Genomic DNA, 20430 nt, shown 5'->3' with positions numbered 1-20430 from the left:
CTTGCTAAAGACAAAAACCTTAGGCTAAAACCTAAGGTTTTTTATTATCTTAATCAAAAGTGCGGTCAAAATCGACCGCACTTTTTACATAGATTATTTTTTACCTAATTGCGGTAACACTGAATCTTTACCCGCAGTTAATAGACCTACTTGAGAGTAAATACTTAATTTGCCGCGTGTATCTGCTACGTCTAAGTTACGCATAGTTAATTGACCAATACGATCGATTGGATCAAATGGTGCATTTTCCACTTTTTCCATACTTAAACGTTCTGCCGCATAAGTTAAGTTTGGTGATTCAGTATTTAAGATGGAATAGTCATTACCACGACGAAGTTCTAATGTCACTTCACCAGTCACCGCACGAGCGACCCAACGTTGTGCAGTTTCACGTAACATCAATGCCTGTGGATCAAACCAACGACCTTGATATAATAAACGACCTAAACGTAAACCGTTGATACGATATTGTTCAATGGTATCTTCATTGTGAATACCCGTTACTAAACGCTCATAAGCAATGTGGAATAATGCCATTCCCGGTGCTTCATAAATACCACGTGATTTTGCTTCAATAATACGGTTTTCAATTTGGTCTGACATGCCTAAACCATGACAACCGCCAATGCGGTTTGCTTCTAAGAAAAGCTCTACTACGTTGTCAAATGTTTTACCGTTTAATGCAACCGGCACACCTTCTTCAAAACGAACAGTCACCACTTCTGGTTTTACTTGAACATTTTCATCCCAAAATGCCACGCCCATAATTGGTTTCACAATTTTAATACCTGTGCTTAATTCTTCTAAGTCTTTCGCTTCGTGTGTTGCACCTAACATATTAGAGTCAGTTGAATACGCTTTTTCTACCGACATTTTGTAGTCAAAACCATTTTCGATTAGGAACTGTGACATTTCAAAACGACCACCCAACTCATCGATGAATTGTTGGTCTAACCATGGTTTGTAAATTTTTAAATTTGGGTTGGTTAATAAACCATAACGATAAAAACGTTCAATATCATTACCTTTGAAAGTTGAGCCATCACCCCAGATATTCACATCATCTTCTTTCATGGCTGCAACAAGCATCGTACCTGTTACCGCACGACCAAGTGGTGTGGTATTGAAATAGGTTGCTCCACCAGTAGAAATATGGAATGCGCCACATTGAATAGCCGCAATCCCTTCATGGGCTAACTGCGCACGACAATCCACTAAACGCGCATTTTCCGCACCATATTCCATCGCTTTTTTGGGAATTGCATTGTAATCATCTTCATCTGGTTGACCTAAGTTTGCTGTATAAGCATAAGGTACTGCACCTTTTTGACGCATCCAAAGTAATGCAGCACTGGTATCTAGCCCGCCTGAAAAAGCGATACCAACTTTTTGACCTTTAGGTAAATGTTGCAGAATCGTATTTGACATATTTTATTTCCTTCATTTTGGTTATGGTGAGTGAGTATTTAAAAAGTGCGGTCAAAAATCACTGCGCTTTTCTAACATATCATCGGGACTTGGATAACGATAAGTGAAGCCTAAATCTCGACAAATTTTATCTGCCATAATGATTCGTTTCGGATCCGAATCACTACATTCAAATTGTGGTATGGATAAATCATAAAATACCGCTGTTTTTGTGTAATATTCTGCTCGAGTAGGATGAATTGGCGCGCAAAGATGGTAAGTTCGCAATCCATTTGGATTCATAAGTAAGGCAGTAATAGCTTCAATGCAATCCTCTAGATGCACCAAATTAACAGGCGAATTGCCTTGTTTTAAATTACGTTTTCCTGCTAAGAATTTAACAGGATGGCGCTGTTTACCAATTAATCCTGCTAGTCGAAGAATATCGCAATGGGATATTTCTGATTGGAATAAACACTGCTCGGCTTGTATCAGTGTTTTGCCAATTTCTGTTTCAGCTGAACGTTGAGCACTTTCATCAAATTGCCCCGAAATATCAGGAAAAACAGACGTTGAGCTGGTAAAAATCAAGTGCTGTACACCTTGTTTCTTGGCTTGATTAATTAAAAAAGCAAGATATTCACAATACTGTTGAGAAGAAAAGCTGCTAGGTGGTAGGGTGAGAATGAGAGCATCTACATTAAAAAGGGGACAAATATTGTCTGGTAAACTCGTCATTTTCTCAGAAAGCGAAAAAGGATAAGTTTCAATACCTAGCTGATGCAATTTTTGAGCATCCTCAGAGGATTGTTTGGATCCTTTTACACACCAACCAAGCTCTTTTAAGTGTAGCGCCAGCGGTAAGCCTAACCAACCTAAACCAACTATCGCAACAGATTTCATACTCTTTTATTCACAATATTTTATCCATAAAAATCCCTGCTATTCTAAAGCATAGCAGGGAGTTTGTTAATGTTATTTTGTTAATAAATCCAAGGCCTCTTGATATTTAGCCACTGTTTTATCAATCACTTCTTTTGGTACTTTCGGTGCAGGTGGTTGTTTATTCCAACCACTTTGTTCTAACCAATCTCGTACAAATTGCTTATCAAATGATGGTGGATTTGTGCCTTCTTTATAAGTATCAACTGACCAAAAACGGCTAGAATCCGGTGTTAATACCTCATCCATTAAAGTGAGTGTGCCATTTTCATCTAAACCAAATTCAAATTTAGTATCACAAATAATAATACCTTTAGTCAGCGCATATTTTGCTGCCTCAGTATAAAGTGCAATCGCTTTTTCTCTCACTTGTGCCGCCAACTCTGCGCCAATAGCTTTTTCACATTGTTCATAGCTGATATTGATATCGTGATTACCCACTTCTTCTTTACTTGATGGCGTAAAAATTGGTTCAGGTAATTTACTTGCCTCAACTAATCCTTCCGGTAATTTCAAGCCACAAATGGTCCCTGTTTGCTTATAATCTTTTAGCCCGCTACCTGTTAAATAACCACGCACGATAGACTCAATTTTAATTGGATTCAAACGTTTGCAAACCACTGCGCGATCTTTTACTAAATCAGCCTCTTCTTTTGGCAACACATCATAAACTGAATCGCCAGTAAAATGATTCGGCATAATATGAGCTAACTTATTGAACCAGAAATTGGAAATTTGAGTCAGGATTTCACCTTTACGTGGGATAGGATCATCTAAAATCACATCAAATGCGGACAAACGGTCACTGGCTACCATTAACATCCGTTTATCATCGATCTCATAAAGATCACGCACTTTTCCCGAATAGATTTTTTTTAGACTAAGTTGTGTCATTGCTTGCACCTTTAATTATAAGAATAAAAAATCGGTGGATATTGTACCGCACTTTTAGCGCAAACGTTTGCTTTTTTTTTCATTTCAATAAGAGTTTTTTCTTAAACTATATGATTTAAGAATAAATACATCCATTGTTCTCATAAACGACAGTTTAAGTTGTTTAGCTATTCAACCTGATACTAATTTTACATAAATTTACATTTAACTATATTGAAAACAAAAGCAATAATTCTATAATCTCAAAAATTTTTTTACTTTTATATAACCGAACCAACCGTGCAATTCAGCAATATAAACTATTATAAAACTTGCTGAAGAGGACAAAACAAATGACAAGTAAACATGAAAAGCTGGCCGAGCGTTTAGCTTCAATTCTTATTGAGCTAAATACGTACGGTATGGTTGATATTAAGGCGCTCGTCGATCGCTTTAATATTGGGGAGCGTACTTTACAAAAAGACCTTAATGAACGTCTTGCTTTCCTTAATTGGGAAAAGTCAGGACCGCGCTACTACTCTCTTAACCGAAATCAACTCGGTATTTTCAATCAAGATGATATTAATCGCTTTGCTCGTTTTGCTAGCATACAAGATTTATTTCCGAAATTAGATCGTGAATTTTTTCAAAATAGTTTAAATGAAAGCATTAAAGTCAATGGTTTGCAATATGAATCTATCTACCATAGACAAATTGAATTCAAACAACTACAACAAGCCATTAAAAATCATCAAATCATTTCTTTTCATTATAGGAAATATAATCAAGAAACCAGCCAAAGAATCGTTGAACCTTACCTGCTAGTTAATAGAAATGGAATCTGGTATCTCATTGCTTTAGAAAATGGTAAAGAAAAAACTTTTTGCTTCAATCAAATCAGTTTTTTAAACATAACAAAGCAAATCTTTACACCTAATGAAAATTTGCTTGCTGAAATCAAGAAAAGCGACAGCATTTCTCATGGTAATCAATTAGATGAAGTTATCATTAAAGTAAATGCTCAAGTCGCTCGCTATTTCTCTCAGCGCGCCTTATTACCCAATCAAGAAATTATTCGACACATTGAAAATGGCGAACTCCTTATCTCCTGTAAAAATATTCATGAAATGGAGATTATTCCCACAGTGCAATACTGGCTCCCTCATTTAGTGATAATCAGTCCCACTAATCTACAAGAAAAAATGATTGATAAATTAAAAGCATACATAAGTGCGGTCAGAATCTAAGGAGATTTTTTATGAAAGCTTATATGAAGAAAAAAATAACGCTAAAAGAATTCAAAAATCGTCAAGAAAAAATGAGTAGAGATTTAGGACAACTCTTTTCTCGTAAAGAGCAAAAAGAAATGAAAAAAGAGATGATAAAACTCAAACGAAAAAATAAATTCATCGAGAAAAACTGCATGATTTCAGCTGCCAAATTGAAAAAAATGATAGAAAAAGTAAAAAAACCTGATTTAGATAATGAAATTAGCATTTTCTAGAATAAATCAAGACTTAAAAGTCTATCGAAAAAAAACAATAAAACAGGCATTTAGTTATGATTTCACCATATATTATCCAAGCTACCATATCATCTACTTTCGATAAATTAAAGGAAGATGAAAATAAAAATTTATTTGAAATAATAGTGGTAGCAACAATGAGTGCAGGTAAATCTACCGTAATTAATGCGCTTATTGGACAGGAGCTGTTGCATTCTGCTAATGAAGCAACCACAGCAACGATTACTCGTATTCACGATAAGGACGGATTACCTTTCTTTTCTGGTTGTGCCTATGGATATCAATCTGAACTGCTTAAAGAAAGCAATCGGATTGATGCACAAACATTAAAGGAGTGGAATGCTGATCCTAGTATTAAAACGATTGATTTAATGGGGGATATTGCTGCTATTAAGAATGACAATGCTGAATTAGTGATTTATGACACGCCCGGTCCTAATAATAGCCAAAATAATAGTCATAAAGCACTTACAGAAGAAATTCTTGAAGATGGTAATTATGGCCTCGTTATTTTTGTACTAAATAGCTCAAATTTAGGTACGAACGATGAGAATGATTTACTTCACCTTGTACAAAATGCCCTAAAAAATTCACCTAATAAAAAAGTTGTTTTCTTATTGAATAAAAAAGAAGTACTTGAAAATTTTGAAGAAACAATAATTCGGGTAAAAGAAAACCTTACCAACATTGGATTTAAAGAGCCCTTAATTTTCCCTATATCAGCTTATTCTGCCTTATTGCTCCATAAGAAAATCAATCATCAAGAATTAGATGAAGATGAAATGATCGATTTAGAACTACTAATTAAAAAAGGGAAACGAGCATTTAAAGAACAATATCTAACTGAAACAGAATTTAATGCGTTATTGCTAGAGAATACAGGTATCAATGCATTTTATCATTATTTACAACAATTAATTTCATCTAACCATCGTCGAGGTCAACGTATGCAACAAGAAGTTAAATTTACACATAATCCATTTAAAAATGAAACTAGCTTTTCATTAAATGGTGAAACTATTACACATGGAAAATATAAAACCTTTGCAACACAACGTTTGCAAATGTGGATCAGTCAGTTTTTTCAAACCGTAGAGAATACATTACAAACAAAAGAATTTTTTGTTGATTTTACGGGCGTGCCTTCAGATTGTGCAGATGTAGAAGAGGCGATTCAACAAGCGAATGCAGCTGGATTTAATATTACCTATCAATTTACTCAAATCAGAAGCCAAAATGAACGAATGGCGGAGCTTGAAGAATTGGTTAACGAAATTCGAGAAAATCCTATTTTGAATCCAATTATGTCTGAATCACAATGGAATGATGTAATGGATAAGTACTTTGATGCGTGGGTTATTGCAACTATGTCATCGGGTAAATCGACCTTTATCAATGCTTTATTAGGTTCCGCAGTGTTGCCTGCCTTTCAAGAAGATACAACAGCAAGTATCACAAAAATTATTGATAATAAAAAATTTCCTCAAGGGGAATTTTCTGCTAGCCGTTTAAATAAAGAGGAAAACTACCTTGATAAAGATTGTACTTTAAATTTATTAACGCCTGAACAAGCGGATAAGTCTCGAGCATTTTTAGCAGAATGGAATGCTGATATTAAAAATCAGGAAAAACCAGAAAATGAAAGAACTTATTTGATTGAACTAAAAGGCAATATTACGGGTATTCAGCAGCGTGATGATGTACAGCTCCGTATTACTGATACACCAGGATCAAATACAGATAAATCAAATGTTTCCCAACATGCTTTAACTTCACGAAAAATGTTACGAGATGATCAGCGTAATCCATTAGTGCTTTATGTACTACGTGGTGATAATTTATGCGTGAACGATGATAATACCTTCCTTTCAGATATGAGCAATATTATGAAAGAAAAAGGAAAATTAGCTCAAGATCGCTTTATGTTCCTTGTTAATAAAATGGATGTTTTCTTCAAAAAAGGTGAAAGTATCGAAGAAACTTTAAAACGAGTAAGAGATTATTTAGCTAGCTTTGGTATTGAAAATCCTAATGTTTTCCCAATTTGCTCACGTTTTGCCTTAGCATTAAAAAATCAACAATTAAGTTCATCTCTTTTAGATGAAGATGATGAAGATGAAATTATAGAACTAAGCAGTAAAATTAGCCGTGAAGGTCGTGATCTTAACCAATATATGCGTTTAAGTGAAAATGTAAAAAATAGATTAACAGAAAAACAACTTTCACCAGCATTTTATCGCACAGGAATTCCTGCGGTTGAATTAGTGATTGATGAATATATTAGTAAATACCATATTATTTATCGAATTGAACGAATTCAAGAGGTAATAACTGATTTACTAAGAAGGGCTTATAACTCAGAGGATTATAAAGCTGCTTTAAATAAGATTAGAGGTCAAGAAGAAGAACTTAAGAAGGCAATTGAATATTTAAACAACTCTGAAGAAAAAGGGCATTTAACTCAAAATTATATCAATAGTCTGAAAACAAGAGAAATTGCAATTCCTACACATATTTCAGATGCCTTTAATGCAGAACTTCTAGAATTAGAAAGACAATTTAATGGATGGGATAATGAATTTAGGGATCAAAGAGTTACTAAATCTGAAGCTGAAAATCAATTACTCGGTGTTAGACATCAAATTAAAAAACTAAGTGAAGATATTGTATTAAATCTTAATGATAGAGTGGAGCAAGCGCAAAAGGAAATGATTAAGAACTTAAGTGAAGAATATAAAGAACATATTGCTAAATTCTTTGAAAATGTACCTAATTTAGAACTTGATGTAATTAAAGGTTTTGAGCATCATTTAAAAGATTTAGATATTCAATTGGTGATTAAACCTGAATATATGAAAACAAAAAATAAAGTTGTATCTCGTGAAAAATCGGGTATTTTTGCTGGCGTTGCAAGGCTCTTTGGATTCGGTGGATACGAAAATGTTACTATTAAAGAAACGGTTGTCGATCTTGAAGCATTGTGGAAACAACATAAACCTGTATTACTTAGTCAAATTAGCCAAGTGATTCCTGAAGCGGTAAGTTCCGTTCAAGAATATGCTCGAGAAATGACGGAAATCTATATTAAACAATTAGATGAAGTGTTTAAACCTGAGTTAGCTCGTTTAACTCAAGAGTTACTTGAGCTTGCTCAAGATAATGAAAAACGCGAAGCAGAAATTAAACGAGCACAAAGTAATATTGATGCCATTGAAAAATATCAAGCTCGATTAAATGCCATTATTGAAGTATAAGGAAAATGATATGACTATTGAACAAATCCAACAAAAATACGCAGCACGTATTGAACAATTAAAACAAGAATATGCACTTCGCCTTGAAGCTTATAAAAAGACACCACAAGGCAAACATTGGTTAGAAGCGATTAAAAATAACGACAAACATTTAGTTCGTTCTATGTTAAAAACAGAATTAACGGATGCATCAGTTTCACCTGATGAACTGTTATTTTTAATTACATTGGTGGCAAAAGAAATGCCTGATAGTTTAGAACCTTACAATATCTCTAAGTTCTATGAAGCGATTAAAGATACGGATTCTGATCAAACGCATTGGAATAAGGACTATTTCTTAAAACAACAGAGTTATTTAACCCTAAATTTCTCTGTAGCACGCTTTATTCATTTAGTGGATGTAAAATCCTACATCAATCCAACATTAAAAGCGGAACAAAAATTACCTAATCAACCAGAAAAAAACGATGGTATTCTAGAAAAAATGAAGAAATTTGCTTCAGATATTGCGGATTTCGCAAAAGAAAACCCTAAAAAAGCAGCAGCAATTGCAGTATTAATTGTGGTTGGCTTAGTTTTATTTTGGTAAGGATGGTTTATGACAAATAATGTTGTATTAAAACAATCTTCCGTAGAAAACTCAGGTGCAGATGTTATGTTAAAAAATGCAGCTACTGCACTTGATTTGGGAAGTTATTGGTTAAATAAAACCTATTTGCCTACGTTAGCACAATATCCTGTTTTACATTCAGAAGCATCACTTAAGCTTAATATGGATGTTCGCTTATTTAAACTTTCACGCTTAGTAACAGAAAATAAACAAGCCATACTGGAAAGTTTAGTTGCAATTTACACCGCTTTGGGCACAAGAGGGTGTACCGTTTTTCTCTATTTAGAAGGAAAAAATGGTAAAACAGATGTTTATCTTGGGGTAAAAGGTAAAAAAGGTTTAGCCGAAGTGGGAGGCGAACTGATTACCTCAGCGTTTAATGGACATTTTACGGGAAGTGAATTAACTCGTGAAAATGCTATTAATAAATTACAACCATTAAATGCGAATTTCGGGCTATATCGTGCAGTCACTTCTGCAAGTTGTGTTCCTTCTACCTCAATAGAAGAACGTGATAATTTTATGCAAGGTTTGGAGCATTTTATTGATGCGGCAGAAAATCAAGATTATCAAGCATTAATCTTAGCGGAACCTGTAAGAAATCAAGAACTCAATGCCATTGAAGCAAAATATGCCAATATTGCAACACAATTATCACCTTTGTTAAAACAACAAGTTTCATTCGGTGAGAACAGCTCAGAAAGCATTGGCACAAGCATTAGTAAAGGTATTACTGAAAGTTTTACGCAAACAACGTCAAATAGTAAAACCATTAGTGTTGGCAAATCGATTGGGCATTCTATTACTAAAACTGAAGGAACTACGATTGGTTCAAGTACCACTATAGGAGGCTCAACATCTGTAGGAACTTCATCATTCTTTCCTGTACATAGTCAAACTACGATAAACGCTTCAGAAACAGTTTCTTATAGCAAGAATTCAAGCTCATCAGAGGGTACAACCACTACTGATACTGAAACTAATTCATCGACTATCGGCACTTCTGATGCTCACGGCAATAGCACGACGGATACAACAGGGCAAAATGAAACTCAAACGATTGGTATAAGCCGAACTATTGCCTTTGATTCTGCGAATAAATTTATCGACCGCTTATTAGCAAAATTAGATCAAAATCTTGAACGCATTGATGAAGCACATAATTACGGTGCTTGGTACACCGCGGCTTATTTTGTGTCATCACATAGTTATGCAAGTGAATCTCTTGCAAGTATTTTCTTGGGCTTAATGCGTGGGGAAAAATCGAATAGTGAATATTTTGCACTGAACACGTGGGAAAATGAAAAAGCACAGCCTATTTTTGATTCACTCAGTCAATTATCTCACCCTGTGATTGATATGGCGGAATTAGGTGAGTTAAGCCCTGCGACTTTGGTATCAGGTAAAGAGATGGCAATTCAACTTGGCTTACCACGCCGTTCTACTTCAACTGTTTCCGTTGTTGAGGCAAAAACATTTGGTCGTCAGATCCAAAATGTGGATAGTTTTACACCAAAAGCAGAGAAAATTGTTGATTTGGGGGTGGTACGTCATTTATGGACGGATTTACCACAAAAAGTCGAATTAGATGTGAAGAAATTAGCAAGCCATATTTTTGTAACAGGTTCGACAGGTTCAGGGAAAAGTAATACGGTTTATCAATTACTTTCTGAATTAAATAAAAATGATGTGAATTTTATGGTGATTGAGCCAGCGAAAGGCGAATATAAACATGTCTTTGGGCATCGTGAAGATGTCACTGTGCTTGGCACAAATCCATTACGAGCAGAATTGCTTAAAATCAATCCGTTTAAATTCCCAGAGGGGATACACGTTTTAGAACATATTGATCGCTTAGTGGAAATTATCAATGTTTGCTGGCCTATGTATGCAGCAATGCCAGCAGTGTTGAAAGATGCAATGTTAGAAGCCTATAAAATAAGCGGTTGGGATTTAGATGTATCTTGTAATCTGTTTGGTAAAGTACTGTTCCCAACCTTTACAGATTTACTCACTCAATTAGAAAAAGTGATTCAGCAATCGGCATTCTCACAAGAAGTGAAAAGTAACTATATTGGTTCATTAGTGACCCGTGTGAAATCACTCACTAATGGTTTAAATGGTCAAATTTTTGCAGCAGACGAAATTGATAATGAGCGATTATTTGATAGCAATGTCATCGTAGATTTAAGTCGTATTGGTTCACAAGAAACGAAGTCTCTTATTATGGGGATTTTAGTGATGCGTTTGAGCGAACATCGTATGTCGAATACTGCTGGGATGAACCAACCACTCAAACACGTTACTGTATTAGAAGAAGCGCATAATATTTTAAAACGTACTTCAACAGAACAAAGCTCAGAAGATTCAAACGTAGCAGGTAAGGCGGTGGAAATGTTATCTAATGCAATTGCCGAAATGCGGACTTATGGCGAGGGTTTTATTATTGCAGATCAGTCACCGAGTGCGGTAGACATTTCAGCTATTCGTAACACCAACACCAAAATTATTATGCGCTTGCCTGATGAATCAGATCGCTGTTTAGCAGGTAAAGCCGCCGGTGTCAGCGATGAGCAGTTAGAAGAAATCGCAAAATTGCCAAAAGGTGTAGCAGTGGTATATCAAAACGACTGGTTAGAACCTGTGCTTTGTAAGATTCATCACTTTTGTGAGGAAGAAAAGCCGTATCAATATGAGCCGAAAAATCAGCTAAGTGATGAGAAAAAAGCATTTCATCAACATATTGCAGATTTGTTATTTAGCCAAAAGACAAAAAAACAGTTAGATTTGGTAGAAATATCCAAAAGTATTGAGCAGTCAAAACTAGGCGTAGAATACAAAAATTACTTTTTAGATGTTGTTAATCGCCTTGAGCAAAATATAATTCCGCCAATTTTGGAAAAAGACGATAATTATTTGGTCGATCTTTATCAGCGCATTATTCAGCAACAAATAGAATTGGTTCAAAAAGATTTATCTGTTGAATTACAACAACATTTAGCTAACATTATGTAGGTATCTCTTATGTTAGAAAATTTTAAACCTTCGGATTTACCAACTCCAGAAGAAAACCCTTTTAAAATACCTGACATTAAGGATTTGCCTCTCATTGATGATGAAAGTGGAATGCAACCCACTGATATTAAACCTCTGCCTCCAGCAAGTGAGCTACCACCAGTGGATAAGGTTAAAGATTCTAAGGATGCTGCCAGTGAAACCCCAAATGAGTTAACACCGCTTTCTGAAGCGTCAAAAGCTAAATTAAAAGAACAAGGGTACCCTGACTCAGTGATTGATAATATAGGAAGTGAAGAGGAAAAAAACATCTATGAAAATTCGGGTGTAACCCCAAAAGAAGTTAATGAACGTGATGCTTTGGTAAAAAATGATATTGATTTGACTAAAGAGGATGATTTTGGTCGAACCAATCTTGAACGGATGAAGCAGGGACTTGCACCATTAGATAAGGATGGCAATCCAATAGAATTACATCATGTAGGGCAAAAAATGGATTCACCATTAGCGGAATTAACGCGAAATGAACATCGTGGTAAAGGTAATGATACAGTGTTACATAATAAACAGAAAGAATCTGAAATAAATCGAGAAGATTTTGCTAAAGAACGAGCAGAACATTGGAAAGCGCGTGCAGAACAGCTAGAATCTGAAATGAATGCATAGGAAATTATTATGAAAAAACTTATTGAAAAATTAAAACAAACAAATGCTTTAACTCGTCCTGTTGATCATGAAACGATCACGCAAGCTGAAAAAGATCTTTGTATTGGATTTTCAGAGGAATATAGCGATTATCTTTCATCTTTTGGAGTTATCTCATTTGAATCAACAGAAATTTATGGTTTAGGTATAAAAAATACATCCTATTTAAGCCTTTATAAAGTTTTACCTGAAATGAGAGAATCTCCGCAATTTCCTAAATCTGCAGTTCCGTTATCCGAAATTGGAGATGGGCATTTTTACCTGTATGATAATGATTCTAAAACTATTTTAATTTGGGCTTCTCCAAATGGTGGTATAGTAAAAGAAATCCAATCCAATTTAGAAGATTTTTTAATTTCATTATTTTTTAACTAAATATGAACCATTCAAACCAACCTTAGAGGTTGGTTTTCTTTTGTAATTTACAAATATTCTAGTCTATACCATAATGGTTATATTTGATTATATTGGAGTCTATTATGTCACTAACAGAACAATTAGAAAATTTGACCGCTTATTACAAAGAAAATCGTGATGCTTTTAACGATAACTTTCGCTTAAAAATGCACCGTACATTAAGCTGGTTAAAAAAAGCCAATGAAGAAGATAATTTAGACTTCAGATTTATCGCACTTTGGATTGCCTTCAATGCAGCCTATGCTGACGAGTTAAGTAAAGAAGAAATTGAACGTAAGGTATTTCATCAATTTATCACTCGTCTTTGTGAATTAGACTCCGAGCATCTACTTTATGGGATTATTTGGGATGAGTTTCCTGGCACTGTGAAAGCACTGCTAGATACACCTTATACATTCCAACCATTTTGGGATGCACATAATGGTTTTCTAGCTGGAAAAGAATGGAAGTCAATGTTTGCTTCAGCGAAGAAAAAAGCCAATTTTGCTTTTGAGGAACAGAAAACCGCAGAGGTATTAGAGGTGATATTTGGACATCTATATACTCTGAGAAATCAGCTTATACACGGTGGTTCAACTTACGAAAGCCGTACAAACCGAAAACAGCTAGAAGAAGCTTGCGCACTACTATCATTGTTTATTCCTGCTATGGTAAAGATCATGTTGCGTAATGATGATGAACCAAGTTGGGGGAAACCATTTTATCCCGTTATCACTCAATAATTAGATTCATATATTCATAAATCAACCTTGCATGTTTCCACCTAAACTATTTATCCAATTTAATTTGAGCTCAATCTGAAAATCAGCGACAATACAGCATTATTTAAAACAGAAGAAACAAGGCAATGAGTTATCCATTAGAAGAAGTGAATAAACGTCGCACATTTGCGATTATTTCCCACCCTGACGCAGGTAAAACCACCATCACCGAAAAAGTATTGTTATACGGCAATGCCATTCAAAAAGCAGGCTCTGTTAAAGGTAAAGGCTCGGCACAACATGCAAAATCTGACTGGATGGAAATGGAAAAACAACGTGGTATTTCCATTACCACTTCCGTGATGCAATTCCCTTACAATGAATGCTTAGTGAATTTATTAGATACGCCGGGTCATGAGGATTTCTCGGAAGATACCTACCGCACTTTAACGGCCGTAGATAGCTGCTTAATGGTTATTGACTCGGCAAAAGGGGTTGAGGAACGAACCATTAAATTAATGGAGGTGACCCGTTTACGCGATACGCCAATTATCACTTTCATGAATAAACTTGACCGTGATATTCGCGATCCAATGGAATTATTAGATGAAGTGGAAAGCGTATTAAAAATCCATTGTGCACCGATTACTTGGCCGATTGGTTGCGGTAAATTGTTTAAAGGGGTTTATCATTTATATAAAGATGAAACCTATCTTTATCAAAGTGGTCAAGGCTCTACAATCCAAGAAGTACGCATTGTGAAAGGCTTAAATAGCCCAGAATTAGACGCTGCCATAGGCGATGACTTAGCCCAACAATTGCGTGATGAATTAGAATTAGTAAAAGGTGCGAGTAACGAATTTGATTTGGATTTATTCCTAAGTGGTGAATTAACGCCAGTCTTTTTCGGTACGGCATTAGGTAACTTCGGTGTCGATCATTTCTTAGATGGTTTAACTGAATGGGCGCCAGCCCCACAAGCTCGTCAGGCAGACACGCGTAAAGTCTCAGCTGAAGAAGAAAAATTCACTGGTTTCGTGTTTAAAATCCAAGCTAATATGGATCCAAAACACCGCGACCGTGTGGCTTTCCTACGCGTAGTTTCTGGTAAATACGAAAAAGGGATGAAACTTAAACACGTGCGTATTGGTAAAGATGTGGTTATTTCTGACGCGCTCACCTTTATGGCGGGGGATCGTACCCATGCCGATGAAGCTTATGCGGGTGATATTATCGGTTTGCACAATCACGGCACAATTCAGATTGGTGATACATTCACACAAGGTGAAGAGCTTAAATTTACCGGTATTCCAAACTTTGCCCCTGAATTATTCCGTCGTATCCGTTTGAAAGATCCTCTCAAACAAAAGCAATTGTTAAAAGGCTTAGTACAACTTTCTGAAGAAGGTGCTGTGCAAGTATTCCGTCCATTAAGCAATAATGATTTGATTGTTGGCGCGGTCGGTGTGCTACAGTTTGATGTGGTCGTTTCTCGTTTGAAATCAGAATATAACGTTGAAGCCATTTACGAAACTGTCAACGTAGCAACAGCTCGTTGGGTAGAATGTGCGGATAACAAAAAATTTGAAGAGTTCAAACGTAAAAATGAGCAAAATCTAGCATTAGATGGTGGTGATAATCTCACTTATATCGCACCTACCATGGTTAACTTAAATCTTGCACAAGAACGTTATCCTGATGTGACCTTCTTTAAAACAAGGGAACATTAATTCACCATTTCCTATCATTAACAAAAGGAAAAATCATGAAAAAATTGATGATTATCAGTACAGCAGCGTTACTACTTTCAGGTTGTGTAAACACCGAGCTGTCAAATGCGGGAAAAGCTTATAATCCACAAACTGACGCACGTATCCGTCTATACGGACAAAATGGCCGCTACACTGAGATGGAAGTAAAACAAAATGGAAAAACAGAAAAAGTGAATGTTGGAGGAAGCCTTGGACAATCTTTCAGCTCATTACTCTATCTTAAAGGGAATGAATCTATTGGCATGCCAAGCTCTAGTGCAAGTATGAATCCTAGTCAATTCAATGAAATAGGTTCTGGTACTTTTTTTAAAGAATTTATAATCCCATCAGATGCAGAAATCACTCTACAAAGTGAAATTATTACACCCCATAATATTAATTATATAGTCAATGGTAAGTTCGTAGGACCTGAACATTGCCTAGGCAAAAAACTTGTATTCACGCCTCAGGCAGGAAAAGATTATGAAGCATTACCTGCAGCATCAACAGCCCAATGTAATTTAACTTTAGTAGAACTAAAATAAATCAATGTGAAAGGTCACCGCAAGGTGGCTTTTCTTTTATATAAAGACATTAAAATTGTAGCTAATAACAACAGACAGATAAAACAAAGTGCGCTTAAATTAATCGCATTTTTTATATAAAAGAAATAGAGAAAATAAGATGGCTGGGGTACTAGGATTCGAACCTAGGGATGCCGAGATCAAAACCCGGTGCCTTACCGCTTGGCGATACCCCAACTGGAATTCTTTGATTGGAAATAAAGAAGATTTTACTTAGATAGTATGGCTGGGGTACTAGGATTCGAACCTAGGGATGCCGAGATCAAAACCCGGTGCCTTACCGCTTGGCGATACCCCAACTACTATTTGACTGCAAGCTGATAAATGGTGCGGGACGAGGGACTTGAACCCACACACCTCTCGGCGCCAGAACCTAAATCTGGTGCGTCTACCAATTTCGCCAGTCCCGCAAATTTGGTGGCTACAGCGAGATTCGAACTTGCGACCCCAACATTATGAGTGTTGTGCTCTAACCAACTGAGCTATGTAGCCATCATTTGCTTTACCTTATCGGCTTTGCGGGGCGTATTATCCTGATTTGACCTATTCTCGTCAATCATTTTTTTGCAAAAAACGGATTTTTTGATTTAGTTGATTATAAATAAAACGCTTTTGCTATTTTTTGTTCACATCAAGAACGGAGATCATTCCCACAAAATGCTTCCAATGCAAAGAGCTAAATTGCCCTGGGATGTACCAATTAGAAATGGTTCCATCAAGATATAAGGCATCCTGACAACCAATTTTAAGCAAACCTTGACTCAAGGTATAAAGATTAGGCTCACCTCTTATAGTCATCAAAAACAGTAATTCATTTTGCTTCGTCAAACACACTGCATTACGCTTATGATAGCTTTCTAGATTTGCTCTAAATTGCGGATTTATTTTGCTATGAATAATCAACATCGGGCCTGATTGCAACGCAAAATCCGGCTTGAGCTTGCTTTTCTGATAAGCGGTGGTTGTTAAAATATAGGGCTTATTTCCTGCAATGGCAAACACACCATTGGGTTGTACATGAAAGTTACCTTTGCCTGATTTTGTATTTAACGCATTGAGCTCTTTTCCATGCTCAATCCATAATCCCGCTGGCGTATTATCCATGCTATAAATGCCTGCATTCATGATCATTTTCACGTTATAGCTAGGCTCTAAGGCATTTTTGAGACGCGTTAAACTTTGATAATCTTTACCTTCAGCATCTTTCCAATGTAGCTGTACTTCTTCTGGCTTTGCTTGAAAAATTCCATAAGTAATATTGCCATCATCAAAAGTTCGGTATTCCGCTAGGGCTGGCACACTCATCAGTAACGATGCGCTACTGAAAAGTGCAGTCAAAAATTTAATCGTTTTTTTCATTTAAAGGATGGGTTAAATGCAACGCATTTGAAAAGGCATGCAACCCTTCTGCATTACCCGATCTCATCATGGATTGCATAGTTTGGGTTGGTGCATGAATGAGTTTATTTGTTAATTTATAACTTAATTCTTGCAGAATTTTTTCAGCATTCTCACCTTGTTGAATTTGGTGTAACGCTTTTTCGAGTAATTCTTGGCGAGTATTCTCTGCCTCATCACGGTAATGACGGATCAAATTGGAGAATTGTTGAACTTTCAACCACTCAAAGAAGGCATTACATTCTTGCGTGATGATATCTTGTGCTTGCTCTGATGCTTGCTCACGTTGAGAAAGATTGCGTTGGATAATATCTTGCAAATCATCCACGGTGTAATGATACACACTTTCTAATTCCGAGACATTTTCATCAATATCACGAGGCACGGCGATATCAACCATTAAAGTTGGTCTAAATTGGCGTGCTTTCTCCGCAATTTCAGCCATCGCTTTAGTAATTAAAATAGTCGGACTGCCTGTAGAGCTGATGACAATATCCGCTTGATTTAATGGGGTTTGCAATTCATCAAGCGAATACACATCAATCGGTGTATTAGACGCTAGTTTTTCCACCAACTGCTCAGCACGAGATAAAGTGCGGTTAGCAATCATCAATTTTTTTACCCCGTGGCGTAATAAATGACGGCTCACCAATTCAATGGTTTCTCCTGCCCCAACAAGTAAAATTTGTAGTTCACGTAAAGATTCAAAAATCTGACGAGCCAAGCTACAAGCTGCATAAGCTACCGACACAGCGCTTTCACCAATATTGGTTTCAGTACGCACTCGTTTTGCTGTTGCAAAGGTTTTTTGGAACAAGCGAGAAAGCGTACTTGAAAGCGGAATATTCGCCGCTTGATAATAATCTTCACTGATTTGGAAAGCTTGTTTCACCTGTCCTAAAATTTGCGGCTCACCCAAAATTAATGAATCCAAACCACAGGCCACGCGCATTAAATGATTCGCTGCTTGTTGATTTTGATGTGTGTAAATACTTTTATTTAATTCATCGACAGAAAGCTGATGAATATTAGCAAACCAATTTGTACAGTTCGTTTGCCATTGCTTACACTCTTGGGGTGAAATTTGACGATGGTGAAGATAAATCTCTGTACGGTTACAGGTAGAAAGAATAACCGCACTTTCTGCCAAATCTTGTTGGTGAATTTGTTGTAAGGCAAGCTGCCGCTTTTCTTCAGAAAAAGCGACTTTCTCACGAACAGCAACAGAAGCCGTTTTATGATTAATGCCTAGAACAAGAAGGGTCATAAAAACCTAATAAAAACAACCGCACTTTTATGAACATGCGGATTAAGTAGAAAGTAAAAGTTTCGCTATTTTAATGAATTGTTGAGAATTGAGCAAATTTCAAGAGAAAAAACTCAAACAAATAACTAAAACGAGTTAAAACTTATCTTTCGCTAAACGCCATTGCGTAAATTCGTCTAAATTTTTTGCTTGCAAAAACGGGTTAATTTGTTTCTCTAATCCAATTGTTGTTGGCAAACTCGGTTTCCCCTCTGCTCGATAACGTTCCACTAAAATACGTTGATTTTCAACCGCACTTTTATCCGCCAATATGGTTTCTGCAAAAGCTAAATTACCCCGCGTATATTCATGAGCCGGACAAACAACGGTTTCATCTGGTAATTGGTTAAAACGCTGCATAGATTCAAACATTTGAGCAAAATTTCCCGTGAACACGCGTCCACAACCACCAGAAAATAACGCATCGCCGCAAAATAGATGCCCATCCACCAAATAGCTGACATGCCCTGCCGTATGACCACCGCTTGGCAAAACTTCAATATGATAATGTGCCGTATTAATCACACCACTATCCACGATATTGGTTGCCCCTTTATTTGCACATTCTGTTGGACCGAAAACAGGCACATTAGGATAATATTGCTTAAACTCCGCGACACCTTGCACATGATCATCATGATTATGGGTTAATAACACCGCTTCTACGTCTAATTTATTCGATTCTAAATACGGAATTAAACGGGTTATTTCTGGGATATCGATCACAATTACGGGGAAATTTTCTCGTCTATAAAGCCAAATATAGTTATCATTGAGTGCAGGAATAGGAACTAGCATAAATTACCTTATGAAAATAGGATTAACATTGAATTGGAAAGCCAAATGGCACAAACCACTTCTTTTACCTGAAAGTTGGCAAGCGTTACCACAAGGTGAAGCCTATTGTAACGTATTAACACATTATTTTGCCCAATGGACGCCAAAAATTTTAGGCTATCAAATTCTGAAAGTCGGTGCCTTAAGTGGCGAAATTGCCTTTGACTTGCCTTTACGTCATCAAATTGTGTTAGCTGAAAAAACAGCGCATTTTCCTACCGCACTTTTAAATGAAAGTGATAGCTTGCTCCAAGCATCGCCATTAACCTTGCCTTTTATTGAAAAAGAAATGGATGCCTGCTTATTAGCAAATACCTTAAATTTTGCGCAAGATCCTCATCAAATATTGCGTGAAGCACATCGTGTTTTAAAAGATGACGGTTGGATTTTCATCACGTTATTTAATCCGCTGAGTCCCTTGCTTTTCAAACCGAAATTAGGCGAGTTTAAGTTCCGACAATATGCTACTTGGCGAGTCATTGACTGGTTATCGTTATTAAATTTTGATGTGATTGCAGAAGAAAGACTATCTATAAAACAAGAAAAGACCACGCTCTGCTCTCCGCTTACGGTCATCGTTGCTCAAAAACGAACCTATCCATTAACACTGAATCCGGAGAAAGCGCGATCAAAAATGCCGGCATTTTTAGAGCCGGCAGGTGCATTTAAAGAAATAAGAACAGAATAATTATTCTGAGACTTCTTTGATTACTGCAGAAGATGCGTTATTGATCACTGACTCAACGCCTTTTTCTGCTGCAGCTTGAGAAGAATAATATTGGCTACGGCCAATTTCTTGGTGGTTAGCCGCTTTTAATACGAAATAAGGTTTATCATTTTTCGCTACGCGATATTCAAAGTTTTTCGCATCCACACCATTTTTTTGTACTGATGCAATACCGTTTTCAGCTGATGCTTTAGTTTTATAAAGTTCGCTAGTTAAAATCACTTGTCCGTTTGCTGCTTTTAAGTTGAACATAAATTGTCCGTCTTTAGCCACTTTTAATTCATAAAATCCTTGAGCCATAATATCTCCCAATTGGTTGATTTGTTTATAATTTTACCCACACAGAAAATGCCTTTCTGCGCCAAGCTAATTTACCCT

Annotated in this window: 18 protein-coding genes and 4 tRNA genes; 11 read left to right on the top strand and 11 right to left on the bottom strand. The window is 36.3% G+C overall.

Features of this window, described 5'->3' with window-relative positions:
* Window positions 1-93: 93 nt before the first annotated feature.
* From argG to ADA56_RS09300, 3 genes are all read right to left on the bottom strand, one after another.
* Window positions 94-1428: an argininosuccinate synthase gene (argG, locus tag ADA56_RS09310; protein WP_049370271.1), complete on the bottom strand. Its 1335-nt coding sequence runs from the start codon at window positions 1426-1428 to the stop codon at window positions 94-96.
* Window positions 1429-1479: 51 nt separating this feature from the next.
* Window positions 1480-2310 carry an NAD-dependent dehydratase gene (locus ADA56_RS09305; RefSeq protein WP_049370270.1) on the bottom strand — a complete coding sequence of 277 codons (831 nt, stop codon included), beginning with the start codon at window positions 2308-2310 and terminating at the stop codon, window positions 1480-1482.
* A gap of 72 nt (window positions 2311-2382) precedes the next feature.
* Window positions 2383-3243: a phosphoribosylaminoimidazolesuccinocarboxamide synthase gene (locus ADA56_RS09300; RefSeq protein WP_049370269.1), complete on the bottom strand. Its 861-nt coding sequence runs from the start codon at window positions 3241-3243 to the stop codon at window positions 2383-2385.
* A 332-nt stretch (window positions 3244-3575) separates the two neighbouring features.
* Between ADA56_RS09300 and ADA56_RS09295 the strand changes: the two genes are divergently transcribed.
* The 10 genes from ADA56_RS09295 to ADA56_RS09250 all read left to right on the top strand — a co-directional run bounded on the left by ADA56_RS09295 (window position 3576) and on the right by ADA56_RS09250 (window position 15745).
* Window positions 3576-4469 (top strand): helix-turn-helix transcriptional regulator, encoded by an 894-nt coding sequence (locus tag ADA56_RS09295; protein ID WP_049370268.1) that lies wholly within the window; start codon window positions 3576-3578, stop codon window positions 4467-4469.
* A gap of 11 nt (window positions 4470-4480) precedes the next feature.
* Entirely contained in the window at window positions 4481-4726 is a 246-nt protein-coding gene (locus ADA56_RS09290) for a hypothetical protein (RefSeq protein ID WP_049370267.1), read from the top strand.
* A 56-nt stretch (window positions 4727-4782) separates the two neighbouring features.
* Window positions 4783-8001, top strand: a complete 3219-nt coding sequence (locus tag ADA56_RS09285; RefSeq protein WP_049370266.1) for a dynamin family protein — start codon at window positions 4783-4785, stop codon at window positions 7999-8001.
* A 10-nt stretch (window positions 8002-8011) separates the two neighbouring features.
* On the top strand, window positions 8012-8590 hold the full coding sequence (locus ADA56_RS09280; protein ID WP_049370265.1) for a hypothetical protein: 579 nt from the start codon (window positions 8012-8014) through the stop codon (window positions 8588-8590).
* A 9-nt stretch (window positions 8591-8599) separates the two neighbouring features.
* Window positions 8600-11626 carry an ATP-binding protein gene (locus ADA56_RS09275; protein WP_053086269.1) on the top strand — a complete coding sequence of 1009 codons (3027 nt, stop codon included), beginning with the start codon at window positions 8600-8602 and terminating at the stop codon, window positions 11624-11626.
* A 9-nt stretch (window positions 11627-11635) separates the two neighbouring features.
* Window positions 11636-12292 carry an HNH/ENDO VII family nuclease gene (locus ADA56_RS09270; RefSeq protein WP_053086268.1) on the top strand — a complete coding sequence of 219 codons (657 nt, stop codon included), beginning with the start codon at window positions 11636-11638 and terminating at the stop codon, window positions 12290-12292.
* 9 nt (window positions 12293-12301) lie between these two features.
* The gene (locus ADA56_RS09265) at window positions 12302-12706 is read left to right on the top strand and encodes an SMI1/KNR4 family protein (RefSeq protein ID WP_049370264.1); all 405 of its coding nucleotides are present in this window, start codon (window positions 12302-12304) and stop codon (window positions 12704-12706) included.
* A 104-nt stretch (window positions 12707-12810) separates the two neighbouring features.
* The gene (locus tag ADA56_RS09260) at window positions 12811-13470 is read left to right on the top strand and encodes a HEPN domain-containing protein (protein WP_049370263.1); all 660 of its coding nucleotides are present in this window, start codon (window positions 12811-12813) and stop codon (window positions 13468-13470) included.
* 125 nt (window positions 13471-13595) lie between these two features.
* Entirely contained in the window at window positions 13596-15179 is a 1584-nt protein-coding gene (prfC, locus tag ADA56_RS09255; protein ID WP_049370262.1) for a peptide chain release factor 3, read from the top strand.
* Window positions 15180-15214: 35 nt separating this feature from the next.
* Window positions 15215-15745 (top strand): hypothetical protein, encoded by a 531-nt coding sequence (locus ADA56_RS09250; protein ID WP_049370261.1) that lies wholly within the window; start codon window positions 15215-15217, stop codon window positions 15743-15745.
* Window positions 15746-15885: 140 nt separating this feature from the next.
* Here the strand turns inward: ADA56_RS09250 and ADA56_RS09245 are convergent.
* From ADA56_RS09245 to gloB, 7 genes are all read right to left on the bottom strand, one after another.
* Window positions 15886-15960: transfer RNA gene (locus ADA56_RS09245), tRNA-Gln, on the bottom strand.
* Between the two features lie 47 nt (window positions 15961-16007).
* Window positions 16008-16082 (bottom strand) — tRNA-Gln (locus tag ADA56_RS09240).
* A gap of 27 nt (window positions 16083-16109) precedes the next feature.
* Window positions 16110-16194 (bottom strand) — tRNA-Leu (locus ADA56_RS09235).
* A gap of 5 nt (window positions 16195-16199) precedes the next feature.
* A tRNA-Met gene (locus ADA56_RS09230) sits at window positions 16200-16276 on the bottom strand.
* A 123-nt stretch (window positions 16277-16399) separates the two neighbouring features.
* Window positions 16400-17122: a phosphodiester glycosidase family protein gene (locus ADA56_RS09225; protein ID WP_239658996.1), complete on the bottom strand. Its 723-nt coding sequence runs from the start codon at window positions 17120-17122 to the stop codon at window positions 16400-16402.
* 4 nt (window positions 17123-17126) lie between these two features.
* Complete coding sequence (hemA, locus tag ADA56_RS09220; protein ID WP_049370259.1) at window positions 17127-18449, bottom strand: glutamyl-tRNA reductase; 1323 nt, start codon at window positions 18447-18449, stop codon at window positions 17127-17129.
* 135 nt (window positions 18450-18584) lie between these two features.
* Window positions 18585-19286 (bottom strand): hydroxyacylglutathione hydrolase, encoded by a 702-nt coding sequence (gene gloB, locus ADA56_RS09215; RefSeq protein WP_049370258.1) that lies wholly within the window; start codon window positions 19284-19286, stop codon window positions 18585-18587.
* Window positions 19287-19296: 10 nt separating this feature from the next.
* Between gloB and ADA56_RS09210 the strand changes: the two genes are divergently transcribed.
* A complete protein-coding gene (locus ADA56_RS09210) occupies window positions 19297-20013 on the top strand; it encodes a class I SAM-dependent methyltransferase (RefSeq protein ID WP_049370257.1) in 717 nt (238 codons plus the stop codon).
* Here ADA56_RS09210 and ADA56_RS09205 read toward each other — a convergent pair whose 3' ends face one another.
* Window positions 20014-20352 carry a YegP family protein gene (locus tag ADA56_RS09205; protein WP_049370256.1) on the bottom strand — a complete coding sequence of 113 codons (339 nt, stop codon included), beginning with the start codon at window positions 20350-20352 and terminating at the stop codon, window positions 20014-20016.
* Between the last annotated feature and the right edge of the window lie 78 nt (window positions 20353-20430).

It is taken from the genome of Parahaemophilus parainfluenzae, assembly GCF_001055095.1.
Taxonomy (GTDB): Bacteria; Pseudomonadota; Gammaproteobacteria; order Enterobacterales; family Pasteurellaceae; genus Haemophilus_D; species Haemophilus_D parainfluenzae_Z.
Note: the sequence above shows the minus strand (reverse complement) of the source record. Positions and strands in the feature narration are given on the sequence as shown.